The 23,626-nt window shown below is 58.1% G+C and carries 29 protein-coding genes; 16 read left to right on the top strand and 13 right to left on the bottom strand.

What is annotated here, in order from left to right; translation table 11 throughout:
- Positions 1–17: 17 nt before the first annotated feature.
- Entirely contained in the window at positions 18–365 is a 348-nt protein-coding gene (locus tag F6V25_RS12040; protein WP_151128801.1) for a phage holin family protein, read from the top strand.
- Here F6V25_RS12040 and F6V25_RS12035 read toward each other — a convergent pair.
- Both F6V25_RS12035 and F6V25_RS12030 read right to left on the bottom strand, forming a co-directional pair.
- Positions 279–794: a response regulator transcription factor gene (locus F6V25_RS12035; RefSeq protein ID WP_151128800.1), complete on the bottom strand. Its 516-nt coding sequence runs from the start codon at positions 792–794 to the stop codon at positions 279–281. The two genes, F6V25_RS12040 and F6V25_RS12035, sit on opposite strands and share 87 nt — an antisense overlap.
- Positions 795–927: 133 nt before the next feature.
- Positions 928–1,203: a hypothetical protein gene (locus tag F6V25_RS12030; RefSeq protein ID WP_151128799.1), complete on the bottom strand. Its 276-nt coding sequence runs from the start codon at positions 1,201–1,203 to the stop codon at positions 928–930.
- Positions 1,204–1,417: 214 nt separating this feature from the next.
- Between F6V25_RS12030 and tilS the strand changes: the two genes are divergently transcribed.
- Positions 1,418–2,824, top strand: a complete 1,407-nt coding sequence (tilS, locus tag F6V25_RS12025) for a tRNA lysidine(34) synthetase TilS (protein ID WP_151128798.1) — start codon at positions 1,418–1,420, stop codon at positions 2,822–2,824.
- Positions 2,825–2,904: 80 nt separating this feature from the next.
- Here the strand turns inward: tilS and F6V25_RS12020 are convergent, their stop codons facing one another.
- Complete coding sequence (locus tag F6V25_RS12020; RefSeq protein WP_151128797.1) at positions 2,905–3,231, bottom strand: hypothetical protein; 327 nt, start codon at positions 3,229–3,231, stop codon at positions 2,905–2,907.
- 313 nt (positions 3,232–3,544) lie between these two features.
- On the opposite strand from F6V25_RS12020, the gene ftsH reads away from it, so the two are divergent.
- The 11 genes from ftsH to F6V25_RS11965 all read left to right on the top strand — a co-directional run bounded on the left by ftsH (position 3,545) and on the right by F6V25_RS11965 (position 14,505).
- Positions 3,545–5,431, top strand: a complete 1,887-nt coding sequence (gene ftsH, locus F6V25_RS12015) for an ATP-dependent zinc metalloprotease FtsH (RefSeq protein WP_151128796.1) — start codon at positions 3,545–3,547, stop codon at positions 5,429–5,431.
- A gap of 1 nt (position 5,432) precedes the next feature.
- Complete coding sequence (folP, locus tag F6V25_RS12010; protein WP_151128795.1) at positions 5,433–6,635, top strand: dihydropteroate synthase; 1,203 nt, start codon at positions 5,433–5,435, stop codon at positions 6,633–6,635.
- Between the two features lie 59 nt (positions 6,636–6,694).
- A complete protein-coding gene (gene cdaA / locus F6V25_RS12005; RefSeq protein WP_151128794.1) occupies positions 6,695–7,489 on the top strand; it encodes a diadenylate cyclase CdaA in 795 nt (264 codons plus the stop codon).
- Positions 7,486–7,914: a YbbR-like domain-containing protein gene (locus F6V25_RS12000; protein ID WP_151128793.1), complete on the top strand. Its 429-nt coding sequence runs from the start codon at positions 7,486–7,488 to the stop codon at positions 7,912–7,914. Before cdaA ends, F6V25_RS12000 begins: the two co-directional genes overlap by 4 nt.
- Positions 7,911–9,266 (top strand): phosphoglucosamine mutase, encoded by a 1,356-nt coding sequence (gene glmM, locus F6V25_RS11995; RefSeq protein WP_151128792.1) that lies wholly within the window; start codon positions 7,911–7,913, stop codon positions 9,264–9,266. Before F6V25_RS12000 ends, glmM begins: the two co-directional genes overlap by 4 nt.
- A gap of 203 nt (positions 9,267–9,469) precedes the next feature.
- The gene (locus F6V25_RS11990) at positions 9,470–10,189 is read left to right on the top strand and encodes a pyridoxine 5'-phosphate synthase (RefSeq protein ID WP_149305967.1); all 720 of its coding nucleotides are present in this window, start codon (positions 9,470–9,472) and stop codon (positions 10,187–10,189) included.
- A complete protein-coding gene (locus tag F6V25_RS11985; RefSeq protein WP_151128791.1) occupies positions 10,186–10,566 on the top strand; it encodes a holo-[acyl-carrier-protein] synthase in 381 nt (126 codons plus the stop codon). The genes F6V25_RS11990 and F6V25_RS11985 overlap by 4 nt, the downstream gene beginning before the upstream one ends.
- A complete protein-coding gene (locus F6V25_RS11980; protein WP_151128790.1) occupies positions 10,563–12,116 on the top strand; it encodes an NAD(P)H-hydrate dehydratase in 1,554 nt (517 codons plus the stop codon). The genes F6V25_RS11985 and F6V25_RS11980 overlap by 4 nt, the downstream gene beginning before the upstream one ends.
- A 155-nt stretch (positions 12,117–12,271) precedes the next feature.
- Complete coding sequence (locus F6V25_RS11975; protein ID WP_151128789.1) at positions 12,272–12,724, top strand: CBS domain-containing protein; 453 nt, start codon at positions 12,272–12,274, stop codon at positions 12,722–12,724.
- Positions 12,721–13,218, top strand: a complete 498-nt coding sequence (gene tsaE, locus F6V25_RS11970; RefSeq protein ID WP_151128788.1) for a tRNA (adenosine(37)-N6)-threonylcarbamoyltransferase complex ATPase subunit type 1 TsaE — start codon at positions 12,721–12,723, stop codon at positions 13,216–13,218. The genes F6V25_RS11975 and tsaE overlap by 4 nt, the downstream gene beginning before the upstream one ends.
- Before the next feature lie 72 nt (positions 13,219–13,290).
- Positions 13,291–14,505, top strand: a complete 1,215-nt coding sequence (locus F6V25_RS11965) for an aspartate kinase (protein WP_149305972.1) — start codon at positions 13,291–13,293, stop codon at positions 14,503–14,505.
- Between the two features lie 159 nt (positions 14,506–14,664).
- Here the strand turns inward: F6V25_RS11965 and F6V25_RS11960 are convergent, their stop codons facing one another.
- The 3 genes from F6V25_RS11960 to tadA all read right to left on the bottom strand — a co-directional run bounded on the left by F6V25_RS11960 (position 14,665) and on the right by tadA (position 16,141).
- Positions 14,665–15,018: a hypothetical protein gene (locus tag F6V25_RS11960; RefSeq protein ID WP_151128787.1), complete on the bottom strand. Its 354-nt coding sequence runs from the start codon at positions 15,016–15,018 to the stop codon at positions 14,665–14,667.
- A 2-nt stretch (positions 15,019–15,020) separates the two neighbouring features.
- The gene (locus F6V25_RS11955) at positions 15,021–15,539 is read right to left on the bottom strand and encodes a peroxiredoxin family protein (protein ID WP_151128786.1); all 519 of its coding nucleotides are present in this window, start codon (positions 15,537–15,539) and stop codon (positions 15,021–15,023) included.
- Between the two features lie 92 nt (positions 15,540–15,631).
- Positions 15,632–16,141, bottom strand: a complete 510-nt coding sequence (tadA, locus tag F6V25_RS11950; RefSeq protein ID WP_151128785.1) for a tRNA adenosine(34) deaminase TadA — start codon at positions 16,139–16,141, stop codon at positions 15,632–15,634.
- 332 nt (positions 16,142–16,473) lie between these two features.
- On the opposite strand from tadA, the gene F6V25_RS11945 reads away from it, so the two are divergent.
- Complete coding sequence (locus F6V25_RS11945) at positions 16,474–16,689, top strand: hypothetical protein (protein ID WP_149305976.1); 216 nt, start codon at positions 16,474–16,476, stop codon at positions 16,687–16,689.
- Positions 16,690–16,737: 48 nt separating this feature from the next.
- Here F6V25_RS11945 and F6V25_RS11940 read toward each other — a convergent pair whose 3' ends face one another.
- Together F6V25_RS11940 and F6V25_RS11935 are read right to left on the bottom strand one after the other, a co-directional pair.
- Positions 16,738–17,586, bottom strand: a complete 849-nt coding sequence (locus F6V25_RS11940; RefSeq protein WP_151128784.1) for an SPFH domain-containing protein — start codon at positions 17,584–17,586, stop codon at positions 16,738–16,740.
- Between the two features lie 9 nt (positions 17,587–17,595).
- A complete protein-coding gene (locus F6V25_RS11935; protein WP_338045596.1) occupies positions 17,596–18,045 on the bottom strand; it encodes an NfeD family protein in 450 nt (149 codons plus the stop codon).
- Between the two features lie 147 nt (positions 18,046–18,192).
- On the opposite strand from F6V25_RS11935, the gene F6V25_RS11930 reads away from it, so the two are divergent.
- Positions 18,193–18,378 carry a hypothetical protein gene (locus F6V25_RS11930; RefSeq protein WP_149305978.1) on the top strand — a complete coding sequence of 62 codons (186 nt, stop codon included), beginning with the start codon at positions 18,193–18,195 and terminating at the stop codon, positions 18,376–18,378.
- 122 nt (positions 18,379–18,500) lie between these two features.
- Here F6V25_RS11930 and F6V25_RS11925 read toward each other — a convergent pair whose 3' ends face one another.
- Positions 18,501–18,902, bottom strand: a complete 402-nt coding sequence (locus tag F6V25_RS11925; protein WP_151128783.1) for a DUF309 domain-containing protein — start codon at positions 18,900–18,902, stop codon at positions 18,501–18,503.
- Positions 18,903–19,107: 205 nt separating this feature from the next.
- On the opposite strand from F6V25_RS11925, the gene F6V25_RS11920 reads away from it, so the two are divergent.
- On the top strand, positions 19,108–20,688 hold the full coding sequence (locus F6V25_RS11920; protein ID WP_151128782.1) for a methyl-accepting chemotaxis protein: 1,581 nt from the start codon (positions 19,108–19,110) through the stop codon (positions 20,686–20,688).
- A 128-nt stretch (positions 20,689–20,816) separates the two neighbouring features.
- On the opposite strand, the gene F6V25_RS11915 is transcribed toward F6V25_RS11920, so the two are convergent.
- The 4 genes from F6V25_RS11915 to F6V25_RS11900 are packed head-to-tail and all read right to left on the bottom strand — an operon-like array spanning position 20,817 to position 23,486.
- Positions 20,817–21,659: a peptidase associated/transthyretin-like domain-containing protein gene (locus F6V25_RS11915; RefSeq protein ID WP_246167035.1), complete on the bottom strand. Its 843-nt coding sequence runs from the start codon at positions 21,657–21,659 to the stop codon at positions 20,817–20,819.
- Positions 21,660–21,695: 36 nt separating this feature from the next.
- Positions 21,696–22,556: a transporter gene (locus tag F6V25_RS11910; protein WP_151128781.1), complete on the bottom strand. Its 861-nt coding sequence runs from the start codon at positions 22,554–22,556 to the stop codon at positions 21,696–21,698.
- A gap of 53 nt (positions 22,557–22,609) precedes the next feature.
- Positions 22,610–23,119, bottom strand: coding sequence for a MamS/MamX family magnetosome protein (locus F6V25_RS11905; RefSeq protein WP_151128780.1), 510 nt, complete (start codon positions 23,117–23,119; stop codon positions 22,610–22,612).
- 22 nt (positions 23,120–23,141) lie between these two features.
- Positions 23,142–23,486 carry a hypothetical protein gene (locus F6V25_RS11900; RefSeq protein ID WP_151128779.1) on the bottom strand — a complete coding sequence of 115 codons (345 nt, stop codon included), beginning with the start codon at positions 23,484–23,486 and terminating at the stop codon, positions 23,142–23,144.
- Positions 23,487–23,626 lie beyond the last annotated feature (140 nt).

Genomic DNA, 23,626 nt, shown 5'->3' with positions numbered 1-23,626 from the left:
AACTGCCGGAGGAAACTATGACACGACTCGTCCTAAAATGGGTATTGAACGCCTTTGCTCTCTTTCTAGTTATGAAACTGATTCCGGGGATTCAGATCGACCGCTTCCAGGATCTGTTGGTGGGAGCGCTGGTGATCGGCTTATTGAACGCTTTCCTGCGGCCGGTCATTGTCCTGCTGACCCTCCCGGTAACCGTGCTGACCTTGGGGCTCTTTACCCTGGTAATCAATGGGCTGATGTTTTATCTGGCCGCGACATTGGTCCACGGCTTCAGGGTCTCAGGCTTTACCACCGCCTTCGTGGCCGCACTGCTGTTCAGCCTGTTCAGCTTCGTCTTCAACATGCTCGTCCGCAAGGACTCCTGACATACCGGCAGCGTCAAGCCGTTCTTCTGTAACCAGGTCAATACATTGTCCTACAGCGGCAAAGAGATCCTGGTAACGGACCGGCTTGAAGAGATAGTGGCTGATCGTTACGCCTGAAACGCCGGAGTCTTCCGAGACCGACCTTTCGGTATCGGCAGTAATTACGATATGCTTCGTAGCGGGTTTGACGGAAGGGATTTGATCCGCCATCCGAACGCCTCCCCCTCCCGGCATGGTGATATCCGTGATAACGATATCCGGCGGGCATCCCCCCATGAGACTCAGCCCCGCCTCGCTATTGGCAGCCGAGTTAACGACGACACAGGGAAATTTCTTCGGGATTATGGCCGCGAGGATGTCGCGGGAGATATCGTCGTCCCCGATTATCAGCAGTGAGACCGCCGGGGGGTGGTTACAGGCCAACTCCATGTCACATTTCTCCCCTTGGACACTACGGGCACTAAAAAACCCGCGTTCAACGGGTAAATATCTAGCAACAACCGTACCTACCAGGCTTGAATTGACCGGCCGACCGGAAAATCACATCATTTTTCTCAAAAAACTACCCGTACACCGAAAAGCCGCCCCAGGGAGAACCTGGCGGCTGCAAGAGCGCCTGTTTTTCCTCACTGTTCACCGGCTGCGAGGCCTTCATTTTTGGGGGGGAGTCCTTCTGGGAGGTGGAGAGGGTAACAATATCGTCAGGCAAGACCTGTGGTCGGTTGGCGGCAACAGCATGCTTGACCGCAGCCGCTTCATTCGTGGCCGGGCGCTCTGCGAGTTGACGGGATACCAACTGCGACGCTGGTTGTGCGACTGTACCTGTCGATAATTTCATTTTGCAGCCCTTTTAATTAATTTTTGTTATATTACACCCAGCTACAGCGCAATACAAGCAGACTAATTTAGCAGGATTACTTCCCCGGTGTTTTTTGGTATAGTAACAACTCATTGAGCCAACTCAATGGCGTTAAAGGAAGGATCATGCTCCAATCGCTGCAAGGCGCCATGCAACAGATCGTACCCGACATCATTGCCCTGATCGAGAAAAAATGACCGATATCTCCGCCATGCTCCCCCCACGGGTCGCCCGCACCATCCGCGAGCAGCGGCTTTTTGAGCCGGGCGATACCATCATCGTAGCCCTCTCGGGCGGGGCCGATTCCACTGCCCTGCTTGACCTGCTTTCCCGTCTGCCGGGGCTTTCGCCACGGCTCGTGGCGGCCCACCTGAACCATTGCCTGCGCGGCCCGGAATCGGACCGGGATGAGGAATTCGTCCGTTCCCTTGCCGCCCGGTACCGCATTCCCCTGGAATGCCGCCGGGTGGATGTGAAAGAATATTCCCAAAGGGAACAACTCAACCTCGAAGATGCGGGCCGACGGGCGCGCATCGCCTTTCTCGACGAACTTCGCCACTCATGGCAGGCAACGGCGGTCGCGCTGGCGCATCACGCCGACGACCAAGCCGAGACGGTTTTGATGCGCCTCCTGAGGGGAGCAGGCCCGGGCGGCCTGGCCGGTATGTCCTACCGGAACGGTCGAGGCTTCATCCGTCCCCTGCTGGGGCTCAGCCGGGCCGAACTCGTGGCCTACCTGACGGAGCGAGGCCTCACGTGGCGCGAAGACGCCAGCAACCGGGACACAACATTTCTGCGCAATCGCATCCGCCATGAACTGCTCCCCATGCTGGAAGAGTACAACCCGGCCATCCGGGAACGCCTGGCCGCAACCGCCGCCGTGCTGTCGGATGAGCATGCGCTCCTTAATCAACTCACGAGTGCGATTGTCGCCCAGACCTGTGCCGCCGATGACGATACGCTCGCCTGCCCGGTCTCAACCCTGTCGGAGCAACCGCCGGCACTGCGTCGCAGGTTTTTCCGCCTGCTGCTGGAACGCCAGGCCGGTAATTTGAACCACTTTTCGAATCGGCATATCGCCGCCCTTGAGCACCTATTGGAGTCATCCCAGCCCAATGCGACCCTGAACCTGCCCCAAGGCATCACCGCCGTGCGCGAGTACGACACGCTGTTCTTACGGCGCAGAACCGTATCCGAACCGTCGCCACCGGCAATCGCCGTTGAACTGGAGATCACGGGCGCCGGACAGTACCGGCTTCCCGGCGGAGCAACCCTGACGCTGAGCCCTGTTGCCGCGCCGACCGGCGTCGAACCGCTCACAGCCAGCACCGCCCTCTTCGATCCGGACCGCGTCCCCTTTCCCTGGCGCGTGCGCATGTTCCGGAACGGTGACCGAATCACCCCCTTCGGCATGACCGGCAGCAAAAAGGTCAAGGAGCTTTTCATCGACGCCAAGGTCCCCCGCTCCAAGCGATGCGCCGTCCCCTTGCTCTTCTGCGGCGACGTCCTGATCTGGGTCTGCGGCCTGCGCACCTCTCAGCTTGCCCGCCTCGACGGCACCTCCACCCGTGCCATCAGGGCGGTTTTCTCGGAGCCGTGATGCCATGCACCGCTTTGCAGAGGCCGGCATCACGGCTCACCGGCCCGCCTTTTCAGTTCTCATGCTCATGATTACTGGAATCAAATTGAATCTGACGGTTCGTTATTGTTCATGTAGTTCTTGATCTTTTGCACTTGGTCCCGCTCACTTCGAAGGCTCTTCAATTCTTGAGGGGTATAGACAACCGTTCCTTTTGCGATTTCCCGGCCCAGCCGCTCAATTCTGTCCTGGAGCGAATTGGCTTGATTCGGACAATTCGCCACGTCCAACCGTGCGACCAGCAGGCATTCATCCTTCTGCATGGACCGTTCATCGTGCCCTTTCGCCCTTTCTTCAGCCAAAACCGGCAGTGCGGACATAACCATTGCCGCTGCCGCAAACGACAATATCGTGTATACTTTTCTCATGACGAACCACCTGATCAGGCAAAACCGAAAACGTTCCTTACCGATTAGTGCACCAACCGTTGCCAGGATTATGATATGAATTATCCCCTATCCTTTTCGCCGGCTCATTTATTGTTTAAAATACTACAATTCGATCTTTGTTGTAAATGATTTTCAATATCAATCCAAAACCGTGCCATCTTTCTTGGGGGCAATCGCCACCGCCTGTTAAAACCATGTCACCGGTCGTTTGAACTTGTCAATGGCCACTTGTTATGGTACTTAATTTCAATTTACACAAAAATGATTCGCACATTCAGGTACGGGGGTAACCGTGAACCAATTTTATAAAAATCTCGCACTCTGGCTCGTCATCAGCTTGATGATGATCCTGCTCTTCAACATGTTCAACAAACCGCGCCCGACGGCTGACAAGATCAATTTCAGCGATTTCATCGCCCAGGTGGATGCCGGCAAGATCACCTCCGTCACCATCCAGGGTAACGACATCACCGGCAAATTCGAGGGTAAGGACGGCAAGGAGTTCCGCACCTACAAACCCTACTCCGACGCTGACCTGACCGAGAAACTCCTGGATAAAAAGGTCACCATTATCGCCAAACCGGAAGAGGAAAAATTTTCCTGGTTCTCGATCTTCATCTCCTGGTTCCCGCTACTGCTCCTGGTGGGCATCTGGATCTTTTTCATGCGCCAGATGCAGGTCGGCGGCGGCAAGGCCATGTCCTTCGGCAAGAGCCGGGCAAAACTCCTGACGGAAAGCCAGGGCAAGATCACCTTCGAGGACGTGGCCGGCATCGAAGAGGCCAAGGAGGAGTTGAACGAGATCATCGCCTTCTTGAAGGACCCCAAGAAGTTCACCAAGCTGGGAGGCAGAATCCCCAAAGGGGTGCTGCTGATGGGCCCTCCGGGCACCGGCAAGACCCTGCTGGCCCGGGCCATCGCCGGCGAGGCGGGCGTCCCCTTCTTCTCCATCTCCGGCTCGGATTTCGTAGAGATGTTCGTCGGCGTCGGCGCCAGCCGGGTGCGCGACCTGTTCCTCCAGGGCAAAAAGAGCGCCCCCTGCATCATCTTCATCGATGAGATCGACGCCGTGGGCCGCCACCGCGGAGCCGGCCTGGGCGGCGGCCACGACGAGCGCGAACAGACCCTCAACCAGTTACTGGTGGAGATGGACGGCTTTGAGTCCAACGAAGGTGTCATCCTGATTGCAGCCACGAACCGTCCCGACGTACTCGATCCGGCCCTATTGCGTCCCGGCCGTTTCGACCGCCAGGTAGTGGTGCCCCGCCCCGACGTCAAGGGGCGCGAGATGATCCTCAAGGTGCACGCCAAGAAGGTACCACTCTCGCCCGATGTGGATCTGGCGGTCATCGCCCGCGGCACTCCCGGCTTCTCCGGGGCCGATCTGGCCAACGTGGTCAACGAGGCGGCGCTTCTGGCGGCGCGGGTGGACAAGGCCGTTGTGGAATCCATCGATTTCGACAATGCCAAGGACAAGGTGCTCATGGGCGTGGAACGGCGCAGCATGGTCATCTCGGACGAAGAGAAGAAGAGCACCGCCTACCACGAAGCCGGCCATACCCTGGTGGCCAAGCTGGTTCCGGGCACCGATCCGGTCCACAAGGTGTCCATCATCCCCCGTGGTCGCGCTTTGGGCGTAACCATGCAGCTCCCCATCGAGGACAAGCACAGTTACTCGCGGGAGGCGCTCCTGGCCCGCATTGCCGTGCTGATGGGCGGCCGGGCGGCCGAGGACCTCATCTTCAATACCTTTACCACCGGCGCCGGCAACGATATCGAACAGGCTACCGAGATGGCCCGCAAGATGGTCTGCGAATGGGGCATGAGCGACAAGATGGGGCCGCTCTCCTTCGGCAAGAAAGACGAACAGATCTTCCTGGGCCGGGAGATGTCCACCCACAAGAATTACAGCGAAGCCACCGCAGTGGAGATCGACACCGAGATCAAGCGCATCGTCGATGGTGGTTATGAACGCGCCCTGACCCTGCTCAAGGAAAATATCAAGAGTCTGCACAACCTCTCAGAATGCCTGATCGAAAAGGAAAACCTGACCGGGGCCGAGGTGGACGAGATCATTGAAGCCGGTACACCGATCTATGGCCGCGACGGCAAACAGACGGCCGGTGAAGAAGCGGCGGCACTGGCACAGCAGCAGCACACCACCGATCTCAAGGCTTGATATGAGTGCCTTCACGGTCAGGCTCCTCGCCGTTACCTCCCAGGAGGAAGCCGAACGGGAACTGGCAAGGATCGGCGTCGACCCGCGCGGTATCGGCATGATGTCCTCCAAGATGTTGACCCGTTGCGTGCACCTGAGCAAGCTCCTCTGCCGTCAGGCCAACATCCTCAAACAGGAGATGCTCGGCCTGGGGGGGGATGCCGCGGTGGCCCGCGGTACGGTGGCGTGCAGTATCGACCGAACCGACGTCATCCTGATCGGTACGGAGAAACAGCTCCGCAGGCTCTGCGAAAAACTTGCCCAGCAGCCGTTTGGCCTTGCCGATCTGGCGGGCGACTTGACCGCCCTCCTGACAAACGTTTCTCCGGCCGTGAAAACGTGGAAAACGGCGCGGCACGATTTAGTGCTCGATCGCCCGCTCATCATGGGCATCCTCAACGCAACTCCCGATTCCTTTTCAGACGGCGGCAGCTTCATCGACCCGCACAAGGCGGTGGAACGCGCTCTGGAGATGGAGGCCGAGGGGGCCGACATCATCGATATCGGTGGGGAAAGCACCCGGCCGGGCGCACCTGCGGTTCCGGCCGCAGAAGAGTTGCGCCGGGTCGCGCCGATCATCGAGCACCTTGCCGGGAGGCTCACCCGACCCATTTCGGTGGACACGTGGAAGAGCGAGGTGGCCCGGGGAGCACTTGCCGCCGGGGCCGACATCATCAACGACATCAGCGGCTTCTGCTTCGATCCCGCCATGGCGCCCTTGGCGGCGGAGAGCGGCGCCGGCGTGGTCCTGCAGCATACCCGCGGCACGCCCGACAGGATGCAGACCCGCACCGACTACGCGGATCTGCTGGGCGAGGTCATTGCCGGGCTGCGCAGCTCGGTGGACAGCGCCGTTGCGGCCGGGGTGGAACGGGAACGGATCGTCATCGACCCCGGTATCGGTTTCGCCAAGGATACCGCCGGCAACCTGGAAATCCTGCGGCGGCTGCGGGAGTTCACCAGCCTCGGCCTGCCGCTTCTGGTGGGGACATCCCGCAAAACATTCATCGGGAAAACGCTGGGGCGGGAAATCGGGGAACGCATGGTCGGCACCGCCGCAACCGTTGCCCTGGCCGTTGCCAACGGGGCCTCCATTGTGCGGGTACACGACGTCCGGGAGATGCGTGACGCCGCAGACATGGCCCATGCAATTATCACTAGCTGAATGCTCCTAGCCACCCCGGTTATAGGCGGCACCAAACCCGCTGCCATCAGAGGGAAAGAATGCCTGGTTTGCTCGACAACAGCACCCTGCTCGACCTCGGCGACATCCTTATCGTGGCTGTCCTTGTCTATCATTTTTCCCTTGTTCTGAAAAAGGACGCCGCCGTCAGGCTCCTGATCTTTCTGCTGCTGTTCTTCTCCTGCTTCTACATGGCGCAACTCTCCGGCTTTTCCTCCACGACCTGGTTGCTGCGCACCATATTTTCCTCGGCGCTGATCATTCTGGCCATCATCTTTCAGGGGGATATCCGCCGGGCCATCCTTTCCCTGGGACGTCGTCCCGTCCCCGCCAACACTCAGGACGAGACGAGCGAAACCATAGAGGAACTGGTCAGGGCGGTCGGTGAGATGTCGAAGAAGCGGATCGGGGCGTTGATCGTCATCGTGCGCCGCCTTCCCATCGATCACTTGGTCGAAGTGGGCACCGAAATCGATGCCAAGGTGACCAGCGAACTGCTCAATTCGATTTTCCTCCCCTATTCCCCGATCCATGACGGGGCAGTGATCATCCACAACGGAAAGCTCACCAAGGCCGGCTGCCTGCTGCCGTTGTCCAAAAACCCGGACATCGCCAAGAGCTTCGGCACGCGGCACCGGGCGGCACTGGGATTATCCGAACTCGTGGACGCCTTGGTCATGGTGGTTTCGGAAGAGACCGGCAACATCTCGCTGGTGCATGACGGCAAAATCTACTACGACCTGGAACAGACCGAAATACGGCGCATGCTGCGAAAATCCCTGGATTTCATGCGCCTCAACACCACGGTCCCGGCCGGAGAGGCGGTAAAACCATGACCTGGAGCCTTGCCGCCGTCAAACGCCGCTGCACACGAAACGCAAGCCTCAAGATCCTCAGCCTCATGCTGGCGGTCTGCATTTGGAGCTTTACCTCCCTTTCCCGGGAAACGCGCTACGACCTGGTCCTGCCCGTGGAGTTGCGCAACACTCCACCCGGCTATAGCGTGGCTCCGCCACTGCCGGGCGAGCTGCATTTCACCCTGACCGGGCCGTCAATTCTGATCGACGGCGCACGGCGCTCCAATTCCAGTGTCATCCTTAACCTGCGGGGCGCCAGGCCCGGGAAAGCCATCTTTTCCCATTTGGAAACCAACCTGAAGTTGCCGGAGGGGATCAAGGTGACCCGTATCTCGCCGGCGGTGCTGGAAATAGACCTGATCAGAACACAGATGAATTCAGACCAAGGAGATCAAAAACCGTGAAAAAACTTTTCGGGACCGATGGGGTCCGCGGCGTGGCCAATATCTATCCCATGACCAGCGAGATAGCCATGCAGCTGGGCCGGGCCGCGGCATACATCTTTAAAAGCGCCGGCAAGCGGCGGCACCGCATCGTCATCGGCAAGGATACCCGCCTGTCGGGCTACATGTTGGAAAATGCTCTGGTGGCGGGTATCTGCTCCATGGGGGTGGATGTACTCGTGGTGGGGCCGCTCCCCACGCCGGGTATCGCCAACATCACTTCTTCCATGCGGGCCGATGCCGGCGTGGTCATCTCGGCATCCCACAACGACTTCCAGGACAACGGCATCAAGTTCTTCTCCGCCGACGGTTTCAAACTGCCTGACGAGATCGAACTGAGGATCGAGAATCTGATCGAAACGAATCACATCGATTCCCTGCGTCCAACCGCAACCGAGGTGGGCAAGGCCTTCCGCATCGACGATGCCGCCGGCCGCTACATCGTATTCCTCAAGAACACCTTTCCCCAGGAGATGGACCTGTCGGGCCTGAAGATCGTTCTGGATTGCGCCAACGGCGCCGCCTACAAGGTTGCCCCGGCCGTCTTCGAGGAGTTGGGGGCCGAGGTGATCCCCTTGGGAGTAAAGCCGAACGGCACCAACATCAATGCCGGGTGCGGGTCGCTCCACCCGGAGGTGATCAGCAAAGCCGTCAAGGAACACCGGGCCGACATCGGCATTGCCCTGGATGGCGACGCCGACCGGGTGATCGTCTGCGACGAATTCGGCAACGAGGTGGACGGCGATCATATCATGGCGATCTGCGCCACGGACATGTTGCGCCGCAACATCCTGAAGAAGAATACCCTGGTGGCAACCGTCATGAGCAACATGGGGCTGGACATCGCCGTCAGAAAGGCGGGCGGCACGGTGGTCAAAACCGCCGTGGGGGACCGCTATGTGGTGGAGGAAATGCGCAAAGGGGGGTACAATCTGGGAGGTGAGCAGTCCGGGCACATGATCTTCCTGGACCACAGCACCACCGGCGATGGTATCCTCTCGGCGCTCCAGCTTCTGGCGGTCATGCGCCGCGAGGGGAAACCGCTCTCCGAACTGGCCAAGCTGATGATCGCCCTTCCCCAGGTGCTGGTCAACACGCGGGTCGCCGAAAAGAAAGACATCATGACCATCCCCGAGATCGCCGCCAGGATTGGCGACGTGGAAAAGAAGCTGGGAAGCGAGGGGCGCGTGCTGATCCGCTATTCCGGCACCGAACCGCTCCTGCGTGTCATGATCGAGGGGCAGGACAAGTACGAGATCACCACCTGGGCCAACGAGATAGCAGATCTGGTGAAGCAGCATATCGGGGAGTAGATAATAAAGAAAAATCTGCCACAGAGACACAGAGACGCAGAGAACGGCAAAACTTTAGAGCAACCCTGAATCTTGGTTTTGTTATTTACCCTGAATGTTTTTCTTTTCTCTCGTTGTTCCTCTGTGTCTCTGTGTCTCCGTGGCAGATGTGAAGTATACTGTATTTAGATTTGCCCCTATGGCAAATTTAAGGAGGTTTTAACGTGGCCAAATTGGGATTGAACGTCGATCATATTGCAACCGTGCGTCAAGCCCGGGGCGGGTTGGAACCCGATCCGGTGACGGCGGCCGCCATGGGTGAGATGGCCGGGGCCGAGGGGATCACCATCCACCTGCGGGAGGACCGTCGGCATATTCAGGACCGGGACCTGGAGATCCTGCGCCAGACCGTGAAGACCAAGTTGAATCTGGAGATGGCCGCGACCCAGGAGATGGTGCGCATCGCCCTGAGGGTGAAGCCGGAGCAGGTCACCCTGGTGCCGGAGAAACGCCAAGAGCTGACCACCGAGGGGGGCCTGGACGTCATCCTCAATATCAAGGCCGTCACCGACGCCGTCAAACGCCTGCGGGACAACGGCATCATCGTCAGCCTGTTCATCGATCCGAACCAGGAACAAATCAAGGCCGCCAACAAAACCGGCGCCGATTACATCGAGATCCATACCGGCTCCTATGCCGAGGCCCGGGACTGGGCCCTGCAGGAGAAAGAGCTGGAGGCCGTCGATACCGCCATCAAGCTGGCCCGCAAGGTCGGCCTGGGGGTCAATGCCGGGCACGGGCTCAACTACGTCAACATCAAGGCGATTACCGCCCTGGGCGGCATCGAGGAATTCAACATCGGCCACTCCATCATCTCCCGCGCCATGCTGGTCGGCCTCGACCGGGCTGTACGCGACATGGTCGAGTTGATCAAGTACGCATGATCTCCGGCATCGGCATCGATACGGTGGAGATCAGCCGCTTCCGGCGCTTTCTGGAAGAGGGCAACGAGGCGATCATCGCACGGATCTTCAGCCGCGAGGAACGGGACCGGTGCAGCGTTCGCAAGGACGCCGCTTCATGCTATGCCGCCCGGTTCGCCGCCAAGGAGGCCTTCCTGAAAGCCTTGGGCAGCGGCCTGCGCGACGGCATCTCCTGGCACGACATGGAGGTCGTCAATAACGAGTCGGGCAAACCGGATCTCCGGCTCTCGGGCCAGGCGCACACAATTTTCACGGAGAGGGGACTGGGGACGGCATTTCTCTCCCTGTCCCATGACGGCGGACAGGCCGTTGCCATGGTAGTGCTGGAGGCACCATGAAGGTCATAGCGGCGCAGACCATGCAGGAGTTGGACCGGCAGACCATTCAGGAGCACGGCATACCGGGGCTGGAGTTGATGGAACATGCCGGCCACGCCTGTATGGAGGCAATCTTCCACGAGTTTGGCTATACCGGAGGCAAACGGGCTGTCATCTTCGCCGGGCGGGGAAATAACGGCGGCGACGGTTACGTCATCGCGCGCCTGCTTTTGCAAAGTGGCTGGCAGGTCCGGGTCTGCATCCTGGCGGAACGGGAACGGATCGGCGGTGATGCGGCCATCAATCTTGAGCAGTTGCCGCCGGCCGCGGTTTCCTACTGCACCGTTCCGGGACAACTGGCGGGGCTGTTACAGGAAGAACTCAGCCAGACAGATGTCATCGTGGATGCCCTTTTCGGGACCGGCCTGAACAGTGAAGTCGCAGGCATCAACCGGGAGGCTGTGGAGTTGATCAACGCCGCCGGGTGCCCGATCCTGGCGGTAGACATTCCTTCCGGCATCCACGGGACTTCCGGCCGGGTCTTGGGATGCGCGGTGCGGGCGACCGTCACCGTTACCTTTGCCGCCGCAAAACTGGGGCACGTCCTGTATCCGGGTGCCGACCACACCGGCCGCCTGGTGGTGGCCGACATCGGCATCCCGGCCGAACTCGTGGCGAACGCCTCCGGTTGCGAATTCCTCACCGCCGAAAGCATCGCCCTCCTGCTGCGCCGCCGTGACCGTCAGGCCCACAAGGGGCATTTCGGCCACTGCCTGATCGTCGCCGGGTCCAGCGGCAAGACCGGCGCCGCCGCGCTCTCCGCCAACAGCGCCGTGCGGGCCGGGTCCGGTCTGGTGACCCTGGCGGTCCCGGAAAGCCTCAACCCTATTCTGGAGGTAAAGACCACCGAGGCCATGACGGTCCCCTTGGCCGATTCCGGTGGCGGCTACCTCACCGACAGCGCATTTCCCGCCATCGCAGGATTGCTCCCCGACAAGGATGCCCTGGCCATCGGCCCCGGCCTGGGACAGCACCCCGCTACCGTTACCCTGGTGCGTGCCCTGCTGAAAGCGGCCGACCTCCCCTTGGTGATCGACGCCGACGGTCTGAATGCCGTGGCCCAGAACGCTAACTGCCTGCTGGACAAGAAAAGCACTCACGTCGTGTTGACCCCCCATCCGGGAGAGATGGCCCGCCTGATGGGGGCCACCATCGCAGACGTGGAAGCCGACCGCATCGCCACAGCCCGAAAGTTTGCCGCCGCCTTCGGCGTTCACCTGATCCTCAAGGGTTCCCGCACCATCATCGCCGCACCGGACGGCAGCACGGCCATCAACGGCAGCGGCAATCCGGGCATGGCCAGCGGCGGCATGGGGGACGTGCTGACCGGCATCATCGTCTCACTCTTGGGCCAAGGGTACAACTGCCATGATGCCTGCCGCCTGGGGGTCTTCATCCACGGCTACGCCGCCGATCTGGTGGCCCAGGACAAAGGGGAGATCGGCATGTGCGCCGGCGACGTGCAGGAAAAGCTCCCCTACGCCTACCAGAAACTGCTAACAGGTTGTTGAAAAACTTAGGTTGTTCAAAAATAGTCAGATCGTCGTACCCGCAGAATGCCCCGAGGAGGTGTAGCAGCGCTACGCCGCACGAAAGGGCTTTCGAGGACGAAGGCCTGATGGCTGTTTTTCAACAACCCGCCAACACGACAAGAGGAGAACAGCGTATGCAGACTGTAGCCGACATCATGACCAAAGACGTCGTCACCGTAAAAAAAGAGACCAACCTGCGGGAATTGTCGGGGATATTCGAGACCCGTCGCTTCGGCAGCCTGCCGGTGGTGGACGAAGCCGGCAACCTGACCGGTATCGTGACCTCCTCCGATTTGATCGAACAGGGGCGCAACCTGCATATCCCCACGGTCATCTCCATCTTCGATTGGGTGATCCCCCTGCAGGGGGAACGAACCCTGGAGCGCGAGGTGCAGAAGATGACAGCCCAGACCGTGGGGGAAATCTGCTCCGGCGACGTGGTGACGATCGCCCCCACCGACTCGGTCGGCACGGCGGCCGACATCATGAGCGACCGCAAATTGCATGCGCTGCCGGTGGTGGAAGGACACAAGCTGGTGGGGATCGTTTCCCGCATCGACATCATCCGCAATCTGGTCCCGAAGTGATCCAGGAGGTCTTCCACACCAACTCGCCCGGCGAAACCGAGGAGTTGGGACGGCAGGTGGGGGCGCTGCTGGAACAGGGTAATTTCCTGGCGTTGCGGGGCGAGCTGGGGGGGGGCAAGACCTGCTTCACCCGCGGCGTGGTTCAGGCTGTGGCCCCGGAAAGCGCCCACCTGGTTGCCAGCCCCACCTTTGCCATCATGAATCAGTACCCCGGCCGCGTACCGATCTATCACTTCGACTTCTACCGCATGGCAGGAGAGGCAGATATAGACGACCTGGGCTTCACGGAGTACCTCCAGGGCGAAGGCGTCTGTATTGTCGAATGGTCCGAGCGCCTGAAAGATCTGCTTCCCGCCGATCACCTGCGGATTACGTTTTGCTATGACAGCGACGACCGGCGCAGAATCACCATGGAAGCGAGGGGAACATCCTCGGAGATTCTGTTGTCACGCTTGCTAAAGCGTATACAAGGCGATAAAATTTCTTTGACCTGAGAGTTGATAATCTGTTATAGAGCTTTACCTTCGGGTAGTCTGTCCCACCACCTATTTGTGAAGGAGCGATGTATGGCACTGGTAGTCCAGAAATACGGCGGCACGTCGGTTGGCACCGCCGACCGCATCAAAAACGTCGCCAAGCGGATCATCAAGACCTATGAAGCGGGTAATGACGTGATCGTCGTCGTGTCCGCCATGTCAGGAGAGACCAATAAACTGGTCGCCCTTGCCAACGAGATGAGCGAAATCCCCGACGGGCGTGAATATGATGTGGTGGTCGCCACCGGCGAGCAGGTCACCATCGGCCTCTTGGCCATGCACCTCAAGTCTCTGGGGTACAAGGCCAAGTCCTACCAGGGGTGGCAGGTGCCGATCATTACCGACAGCGTCGCCAGCAAGGCCCGCATAGAAAGCATCGACGACAAGAACATCCGTGCCGACCTCAAAGATGGCGCCATCGTGATCGTGGCCGGTTTCCAAGGGATTGACGCGGCCGGTAACGTCACCACCCTGGGGCGCGGCGGTTCCGATACCTCGGCCGTGGCCATTGCGGCGGCCCTCACGGCAGACGTCTGCGAGATATACACCGACGTGGACGGCGTCTACACCACCGATCCCAACATCTGCAAGGAAGCCCGCAAGGTCGAGAAGATCTCCTATGACGAGATGCTCGAGCTGGCCAGCCTGGGCGCCAAGGTGCTGCAAATCCGTTCGGTGGAATTCGCCAAAAAATACAATGTGGACGTTCACGTTCGTTCGAGTCTTAATGAAAACACCGGTACCATGGTTACCAGGGAGGATAAGGAAATGGAAGGTATTCTCGTATCAGGGGTGGCGTACGACAAGAATGAAGCCAAGATTGCCGTCATGGGAGTACCGGACAAGCCGGGCATCGCCGCCAAGATTCTCACGCCGCTCTCCGACGCGGCCATCTCGGTGGACATGATCGTCCAGAACGTCAGCCAGGCAGGCATGACCGACTTCACCTTCACCGTGACCAAGGCCGACCTGAAACAGGCCCTTTTGATCACCAACGAGGTTGCCAAAGCTACCCAGGCAAAAGAGGTTCTTTCCGACGAAAATATCAGCAAGGTATCCATCGTCGGCCTCGGTATGCGCAGTCACGCCGGCGTCGCCACCCAGATGTTTGTCGCCCTTGCTGCCAACGGGATCAACATCCAGATGATTTCCACCTCGGAGATCAAAATCTCGGTCGTGGTCGACGAAAAATACACCGAACTGGCCGTACGCGTACTGCACGATACCTTTGGGCTGAAAGACTGACCTCCCTTCCCGCGTCCCAACGAAAACGCCCCACCGGATTTCCCGGCGGGGCGTTTTCGTTGGCGATCCTGTTCTTCTGCCTACTTCGACAGTTTGAACAGATCTCTGTACTGTTACCGTTACGTATGGCTCCCGACCGGGCGCCTAGTAGCCGCTGCCTCAACAGTTGGCGATTGTGTTGATTTGATAACCGTTGGCCTGAAAGGCAAGCTTGAGCGCACTGCGCTGCTCCGGCGTCATGTCTTCAAGAGTGGCCAACAATCGTTCTTTAACTTTGTTAGACGAACATATTCCCTCATGAAGGTCCTTCTGCATCGCCTCCGGGAGGCGAGAGTCAGTCAGAATCCGGTTTATATCGCCGGATTCGCAAAGCACTTTTTTCAGGGTCGCGCCATCACTGGTGACGTAAAAATGCTTGGCGTCCTTGTAAACCAGGAAATTTGCACTTCCGCATCCCGCCGTAAGAGTAGTCAGAACCGCAAAGATACCAATCAGGATGTGCTTGTTCATCATGGCTACCTTCCCTTCAAGAGTTTTTGCACCTTGCCCTTGATCTGGGCTGAATTCCAATCCAGTTGCCCGATAAGTTTGTCCCGGACTATACCGGAACGATCGATCAGTATGCTGACGGGCTGCCCGAAAAGTCCGAATGTATCGAAATAGACATTTTTTTCACTATCCAGCAGAACGGGATACTCTATCTTCAACCGGTCTGCCTGTTCACGAACAGGCTTTTCCGAAGAATCAATGGCAATGCCGAGTACCACCAGGCCCTTTGCCCTCATGTCGCGGTAAAGCGTATTCAAGCCGGGTATCTCGGCTATGCACGGGGGGCATGCGGTAGACCAGAAGTTCAAAATGACCGCGCTGCCCTTTAGCTCATACAGGGTTACTTTGCGGCCATTCAGGTCCTTCAGGTTGAAGTTGGGAGCCTTGTCATTAACCCGTGCAGCCTGCGCAGCAGTACCTGTAAATAGGCACAAACCGAGAACGAGACCAAGGCTGAATGCTTTCAAAGGTAAACCGATATTCATTGACACTACCCCTGCATAAAAAACATATTAAAATGCAGATAAATATATACTTCAATTTAACATCGAACGCCAGAAATTTGTGAGCGGAGAAATCAGGAAACAGGCAGGCTACGCCGGCGGCGGCGCAGTTCGGCAAAAAAGGTGCTCAGCAGCGATGAGCATTCCTGTTCCAGAATACGGGGGACAAGGTCCACCCGGTGATTGAGGCGGGGATCGTTGGAGAGATCGTACAGGGTGCCGGCCGCGCCCCCCTTGGGGTCGTGGCAGCCAAAGACAACGGTGGGTATGCGGGCCAGAATGATGGCCCCCATGCACATGATGCATGGTTCGAGGGTGACGTAAAGTGTCGTATCCAGGAGCCGCCAGGAGTTAAGCTTCCGCGCGGCCTTTCTGATGGCGATCAACTCGGCATGGGCCGCGGGGTCTTGGGCTGTTTCGCGCAGATTGTGGCCGCGTGCGATGATCTTGCCATCCCGGACAATGACGCAGCCGATGGGAACTTCGTCCTTGGCCCGGGCCTTGGCCGCTTCGGCGATAGCCTTGGCCATCCAGTAGTCGTGGTCGTTCTTCAAAACGGTCTCACATCCTGTCCGGTGTTTCATATGATCGTTCACCAGGGAAACATAGCGAAAAGGAGGCGGGGTTGTCTACCTAATTCCACGAGTATGAACTGGCCGCCCCCACCCCTCGAAAAAGCCGTTGTCTTTGAAATACTTGCAATTTATAGCTTGACCACGGGGTGTATTCATATTAGCTTTTACCGCTGGACCGGATTGTCCCTGTTCATGGACGGCGCGAAAATGGGGACGAGGTGAAGCAGTCGGACTCAGTTCTGGATCATTCGCTACAACAGGGTAGACCGGAAGTAAGAGGCAGTTGCATTACGCATGACATTCCCAGAATTTCCCAATCAATAAACACCAGGTGGTGCCATATGTTCATGAAATCAAGCGACAAAGTTGTTAATGAATTGCGCAAGGAACTGCGGGCGGCCATGGGGGACCACGGCAAGTTGAGCAAGCTCCACTCCCTTGTCACGGAAAAGATCAACCATGTGGAAACGTTCGGCGAAGAGAAGGAAAACCTCACCAGGTTCAGGAAGGAAGTCAGGGACGCCCTTAACTGCTGTACCTCGCGGCCGGGGTTTTAGCACGCCTTGACGGCGCCACCACGCCTGTTTCAACAATCCCCTACCCCGTCACCCTTTTCCCATCATACCTCGAACGGCTGCCGGCAGGTCGGCCGGCAGGACCACCATCTTGGCGTTGGGTGAGGCGGCCAGCTTCTGTAGCATGTTGACGTAGCGGTCCCCCAGCAGGAACACGGCGGGCAGGTCGCGTTCCTTGATAGCCTCACTGATATCGGTAATGGCCTTGGCCGACGCCTCGGCCAGCCTGACCTGGGCCTCTGCCTCGCGCTTGGCGGCTTCCAGTCGTCCCTCAGCCTCTCGAATGGTGGCTTCCCGCTTGCCCTCTGCCTCCAGAATGGTGGCCTGCTTGAAGCGGTCGGCGCTGGCCTGCTGCTCCATGGCCCGCTGCATGGACTCGGACGGTTTGATGTCCTGGATCTCCACCGATTGGACATAGATCCCCCAGGTTGCCACCTCCTTGGAGATAGCGTCCTGAAGTCTGGCCTTGATATGTTCCCGCTCCGACAGGGCGCTGTTCAGGTCCATCTGGCCGATGATGGCCCGCAGGGAGGTCATGACCAGGTTCTGGATGGCATATTCGTAGTTCTGAATCTCGTACACGGCGCGGGTCGGATCGGTGACCTTGATGAAGGCGATCGCATTGGTGATGATGACCGCGTTGTCCCTGGTAATCACTTCCTGTGCGCCCACGGAGAGCACGTCCCCCTTGGTCGAGACCCGGTAGGCCACGGTATCGATGTAGGGGATGATAAAGTTGAGTCCCGGCTTGAGGGTCGAATGATATTTGCCCAGCCGCTCCACGACCCACTCCTGCCCCTGGGGAACGGTCTTGACCCCGGCGAACAGCGTTGCAGCGACCACCACCAGAAGAACGCCAAAAACAACAACTCCAGCCATCTTTCCCCCCTAGATTTTAGTTACCTTAAGAACCTGCCCTTCAATATCCACGACGCGGACCGAATCTCCCACCTGCAGCACATCATCGGCATAGCAGCCCCACTCGTCGGCGCCCAGCACGGCAATGCGGAATCGTACCGTCCCCCGGCCATAGCTATCCTCCGTCCCCCGGATGATGATGCCGGTCTCCCCCACAATCCCTTCCTTCGATTGGCCGGCATGGGTTCTACTGACCTTGGGCTTGAGATATTTGAACCACATCACGGTGAAACCGATGGACGACACGGTCCAGAGAAACAACTGCCCGGCCAGGGGAAATCCCGACCAGAGCACCTTCAGCAGGCCGACCACCAAGGCCCCCAGGCCGAACCAGATGATCGTGAACGACGGCACGGCCAGTTCCAGGCCGATCAGGCAAAATCCGGCGATTATCCAGTACCACCATTCGAACTGCATCATGCGACCTCTTTCGTCAATATCATCGTCAAACTCTAGGCAATCATCCCTCAAAAGTATAGCAAAAATATCACGCCAAATTGACCTTTTCCCTTTTTTGTTGCACTTTTGATATGCATGTTGCAATAATAACGACCAAGGAGATTTATCATGGATATCAGTACGATTGCCGGGGCCGCACTGTCGGTAAAAGCCGGGCAGACTCAACAGACGCTGTCGATGGCCATGGTGAAACAGGCCGCCAACCAGCAGAGTCAGATGGCCGACCTCCTGGCCCAGAACGTTCAGCAGGCTCCCCAAGCGGACGGTTCCTACAACTTTTCGACCTACGCCTGACGCGTTACCCCGGGGAGGTTTTCCCGCAACGGAAGGTGAAGCCCCCCCGATAACGTCCCCCCAAGAAAAGAGCCCTTCCCCCGCCTGGAAGCGCAAAATTTCTCGGCTCATAATCATTCGTTTTATTTGCAATCATCCGGCAGCGAAACGACCCTCAAAGCAGGAATCAAAGACGGATCCAGCGACGCCATACGCTCTTTGCCTAACTGTATCAGCGCCTCCCGCACCCTGTCGGCAGCGGCGATGAAAGCGGCCACATCCACCCACTGGCAAACCGCCGGCACGCGCCTCAGGTACGCCGCCCCACCCTCCAAGAGAGTGACCGCCCCGCCGAAATTACCGTTTCTCCAATGGTGCAGGGCCACCGACACCTGGAGAACCCCCTGGTAGAAGTAGCGCGCCTCGCCCTCCTCCCCCACCCAGAGGTCTTCAAGGGTCTCGTGGCATTCATACCAGTCACGGGTATTGAATTGCCGCACCGCCTCAAGCAATTGTCGCGACGGAGAGTCTTCACAACATCGCATAAACAGTACCTCACGCTTGTTCAGCCGCCAGCGCCAAACGCCTGCAACCACCTAAAAACAGAAGAAAACAACACAAGTTCGTTGTGCGCCCACGTGCAGGCTGGTATAGTTCCGTCCGTAACGTAAGGTTGATTGCCATTTTTGAACTAGGTCCTCACGCGGAAGCGATGACACAACCAGCCACTATAGTCGGGGAGCCAATGCCATGAATGCACTCTGGAACTATTATCTCTGTTTGAGCATCAAAACCAGGCTCACAATCCTGTGTGTATGTTACAGCGGCTGCATCATCGCTGCAACCTTTGCCGGGAGGTCGCTTGACTCCCCCCTCCTGCAATTCTGCGCGGCTGCTTTCTTCATCTGCCTGGGGGCTCTGTTCGGCGGCATCAATGTCTGGGCCATAAGTAATTCCATCGGCCGTACCATCGGCTACCTGCAAACCATGTCCAAAGGCGATCTCAGCCCTGAGATCATCGTACGACGCAATAACGAAATCAGCAAGATCCTGATGGCCATGCGGGTCATGGTGGCAAACCTGACCGATGTGCTGCGCAACATCCACGAAGCAAGCCTTCAGATGGAACAGTCGTCGTTTCAGATCGCCGAAATATCCAACGACATCTCCAACGCAAGCCATTCCCAGCAGGAACGGGCGCAGGACGTGACTGCGGCGACATCCGAGGTTCGCATGATATCGGAATCGGTGCGGGAGTTGTCGGAACGGGTGCGCAGCACATCCTCTGAGACGGAGCAGGAGGCGGAACGCGGGCTCATGGCGACCAGGGACAACATCGCCCAGATGCGCCTGACCGTGGAAGAGGTGAACCGGGCGGCCTTGGAAACGGCCGGTCTCCACCAGGTGGGAGAAAAGATTCACCAGATTATTGAAAGCATCACCGATATCGCCGACCAGACGAACCTTCTGGCCCTGAATGCAGCCATAGAGGCGGCCCGGGCGGGTGAACAGGGACGCGGTTTCGCGGTGGTCGCCGACGAGGTACGCAATCTGGCCTCACGCACGGCGCGGGAAACGGAGGAAATCTCCGGGATCATCGCTGAATTGACGAGCCAGGTCAACCAGAGCAGGAAGACAATGGAGCAGATCGTTACGCGGGTGCACGACGGCGAGCAAAAGACACAGGAAACCGCAGAGATCATTGAGCGAATGGTAGCCTCGGTACGGGAGTCCACCGCTGCGAATACACGCATATCCGAGGTCAGCCAATCCCAGATGGAACAGTTATCCACCCTGCAGCTGAGTCTGGATTCGCTTTTCCACACCATCCGCGAAAGCGGCTCAAAGGTGGGGATAACCGCCACCATCAGCACCGATCTCAACAATGTGACCCAGGAATTCAACAAACTGATGGCCCGTTTCACATTCGACACCGCCACCACGATCCTGCCCACACAAAACGAAAACCGGCTCTATCCCCGCGCCCAGAACGGGCTACTGGTCTACGTGCGGCGCGCAGGCCAGCAAAGCCCGATCAAAGGGATCTCCAGCGATTTCAGCCTGTCGGGGCTTAAGCTACGCCTGCCGGGGAATACCGATATCCCGCACAACGAAACCCTCGAAGTGGACATCATGACCCCCTGCAAATCCCGGGACGAGTACGAGCGCCAGACGCCGCTCCGCATTGCCGCACGGGTTGTCTGGAACAGCAAACAGAAAGACAACGGCCTCTACGGGCTCCATTTCATCGACGCGACACCGCAGCAATTGCAAAGGATCGAGTCCTGTTTTGCCTACTTCCACAAGAATCCCCGTTTCCAGGAGAGATAGGCGGACAGGGGCACGTGTCCCGGTTCAATTACAGTTTAGTTTGTTCCTCCCTGGTAAGAAGCTGAATACAAAAACGGTCGTTCGCAAGTGCGAACGACCGTTTTTAGAGTCCCCAGGCAGTACGAGCCTCAGTTCATCATACCACCGGTCCCGGACATCCCTCCCACCATGCCCCCTCTGAAGGCGGTCGACATATTCAGGTACGGTTGTCCGGCACTCATCATCGGCATATTCCCCAGGGTTGTGGTCATGGTGCCCATAAGGGTCGTCATGGCCGTTTGGGAATTCGGCCCCTTGATGGACGACATGTTGCTGAAGATCATCCCCATCATGCCGCGGTAGCGATTGACATCAACGGTAACGGTGGTTCCGCTTGTTCCCATCACTTGAGCCATCTCTCCCCCCATCAGGCTCGCCATATTCTGCGCCGCAGTGTGCATGGTGGCGTTATTGGCGAGCATATAGTCTTCGAGCATGTTCGTCCCGACCGTCATGCCAAGTTTGGCCGCCAGGGCGGTCATGGCCTGCTGCATGGAAGCATATTTCCCTGTTTCCATCATTTCCCGCAGTTGGGACGACATGGGGCTGATGAAGTTGCTGTTGACCGTGCCGCTCGTGGCTGTCGCCGGCATGCTGAGGACATAACTGTTTGCTACCGGCAGCCCGGTATCCTTGTCCATGGTCTGCCCCTTGATTGCCAGCGCCACGATGGGATACTTGCCCACATCCGCGGGGTCGACCGTCAGGGTGTACGCGCCGTTGGCATCCGTGGTGGCCGAGGGTTCGCCGGCATCCAACTGGTAGTTGCCGTTTTTGTCGAGGAATACGGTGGCACCGACGAGATAACCGTCAGCCACTTTGCCGCTCAAGGAGGTTGTGCCTGTTGCCGGAGTAGTCCCGCCTCCGCTGCCGCACCCGGCGATAAGGCCGACAGTAATCATCGCTGCTGCTAGTATAGTTTTTTTCATCATGGTCGTTTCTCCTTCAATCGCTTCTCCAAGCGAAGTCTAGAATTCGTAAAAGACGGCGAGTCCCATGCCGTAATCGGGACTGGCGGTCGTGATCCCCTTGGCCAGATAGCCATCGATGCCGGTGTGTTTCGCAAACTGGTACTTGACTCTGAGCCGCGCCTCCAACTGGGACGCTGCTCCGTTGACGGTAGGAGTGGTCCCTTTGAGCAACACCATGGGGCGCAGCCGCTCGGTGAGTTGATAACCGGCTCCGGCGTAGTAGTTGAGATAATTTTTGACGGCAATGACCGATGATTTTCCCTGGATGACGTACCCCGCCTCGCCGTCCGCAAACCAACTGCCGAACCACTTGGTTAACTCCACGGCAAAGCCTTCATCAAACTCCCCGGTTCCAAGGAACTTGTTCTTGTCGGCGGTGGGAATTTTCACGTAGACGTTGGGGCGGATGGCCGGTACATACTTTTCCTCGGTGTACAGGACATATCCGGCCTTTAGTTTGATATCGCCGAGCCCGGAATGGGAATTGTTGACGCTCCCCGCCGACGCAGAAGTCATCGAGCCGGAGGCCCCCATGCCATTCATTGCTGCCACAACCGACTGCATGCCGGATTGCCCCTGCATTCCCATGTATTGCCCCGCCACCACCGCACTGCTGCTCTGGTAGACAAAAGGAATTTCCAGCGAAAAATCAAGTCGCTCGGTCGGGTAGACCGTCGCCGTGAACGGCATATATATGGAGTCTGTCCTGATTCCGGTTCCGTATTTACCCGACGCAAACTCAAAACCAAGGCCGACGGAATATGCGGGTTCGTCGGCACAAGCCCATGCCGGAAGAATGAAGAGGGTCATGATGGCAAGAAGGAAGGAAAACCTTCCCAATCCAATAAATTGTTGCATTGTCAGCTCCTTTTCTAAGGTAACCGGTTTCGTGGGCAACAAGACGGCAAACATCAGCGCCTCATCATCCCGCCACCACCGCGCATCATACCACCGCCCTGCATCATGCCGCCCGAATTCCACCCGGACCAGGCGGCCCTCCCTTGATCATTCCGCAATGCCGCTTGAGAGCCGGTTGTCTTGTTTGTGAGCTTCTGCACCATCAGATAGGTTTTCCCGTCCTTGCCCTGAGCCTTGGAACCCTTGGCGGTGATATCGTCGTTGGGATGGAGCGGAATTTCCTTTTTCTCCCAGAAAGACTTCGGCCCAAGGTTGAGACTGATGATCTCCCCCCCGGCTCTTACGTCCACAAAAATGTGCTCTTTTTCACCGGTCTGAGGAGAAGATGCCACACGGCCCGTTACGGTCGTCACCGTGTTGACATCATACCCCTTGGCGAAGTCCAGACCGCTCTTCCCTACGGCATCACTGCCGAAGCCGAAACCGGCAAACGCGGAGCCGATCAGCAGGCTATTCAAAACGATTGCCAACGTCGCGATGGAGAAAAAACGGTCTTTGGTCATACAGGACTACTCCCGATTCGTGCTATTTGGTGGTTGTGGCTGCGGGTGTTTTCGTGGTGGTCATACCGTTGCCGCCACCGTTTATCTGCCCGTACGGCATGGTGGCGGTAGTGCCGGCGCCTCCCTGCGTCATCCCCTGCGCCCCTGTTCCATTCATTGCCATATGCTGCGACCCAGCGCCATTCAGCGCCCCCTGATGCATCCCCGCCCCGCTGGTTCCCTGCATGCCGGAAGACATCTGATGCCCCCCGCCCATGCTTCCCCCCATTTGGCCGCCCCCCATCCCGCCGCCGAAAGCGAATGCCTGGACGGCAAGTATGAGAGCGGCGCTTGCCGCCACTGTTGAGATTGTTCCGATCCTTTTCATTTGTGGATACCTCCGTGGAATATGATGATTCTGTCCAGGTATATTCCACGGTGTGTGCCAAAACGAAAAAACTTAGTAATACCTCGATATCATTAATTTTATTATTTATTCATAAAAGTCAAATAAGGATAAAATGTGCA

Source organism: Oryzomonas japonica (assembly GCF_008802365.1).
GTDB classification, from domain to species: domain Bacteria; phylum Desulfobacterota; class Desulfuromonadia; order Geobacterales; family Pseudopelobacteraceae; genus Oryzomonas; species Oryzomonas japonica.
Note: the sequence above shows the minus strand (reverse complement) of the source record. Positions and strands in the feature narration are given on the sequence as shown.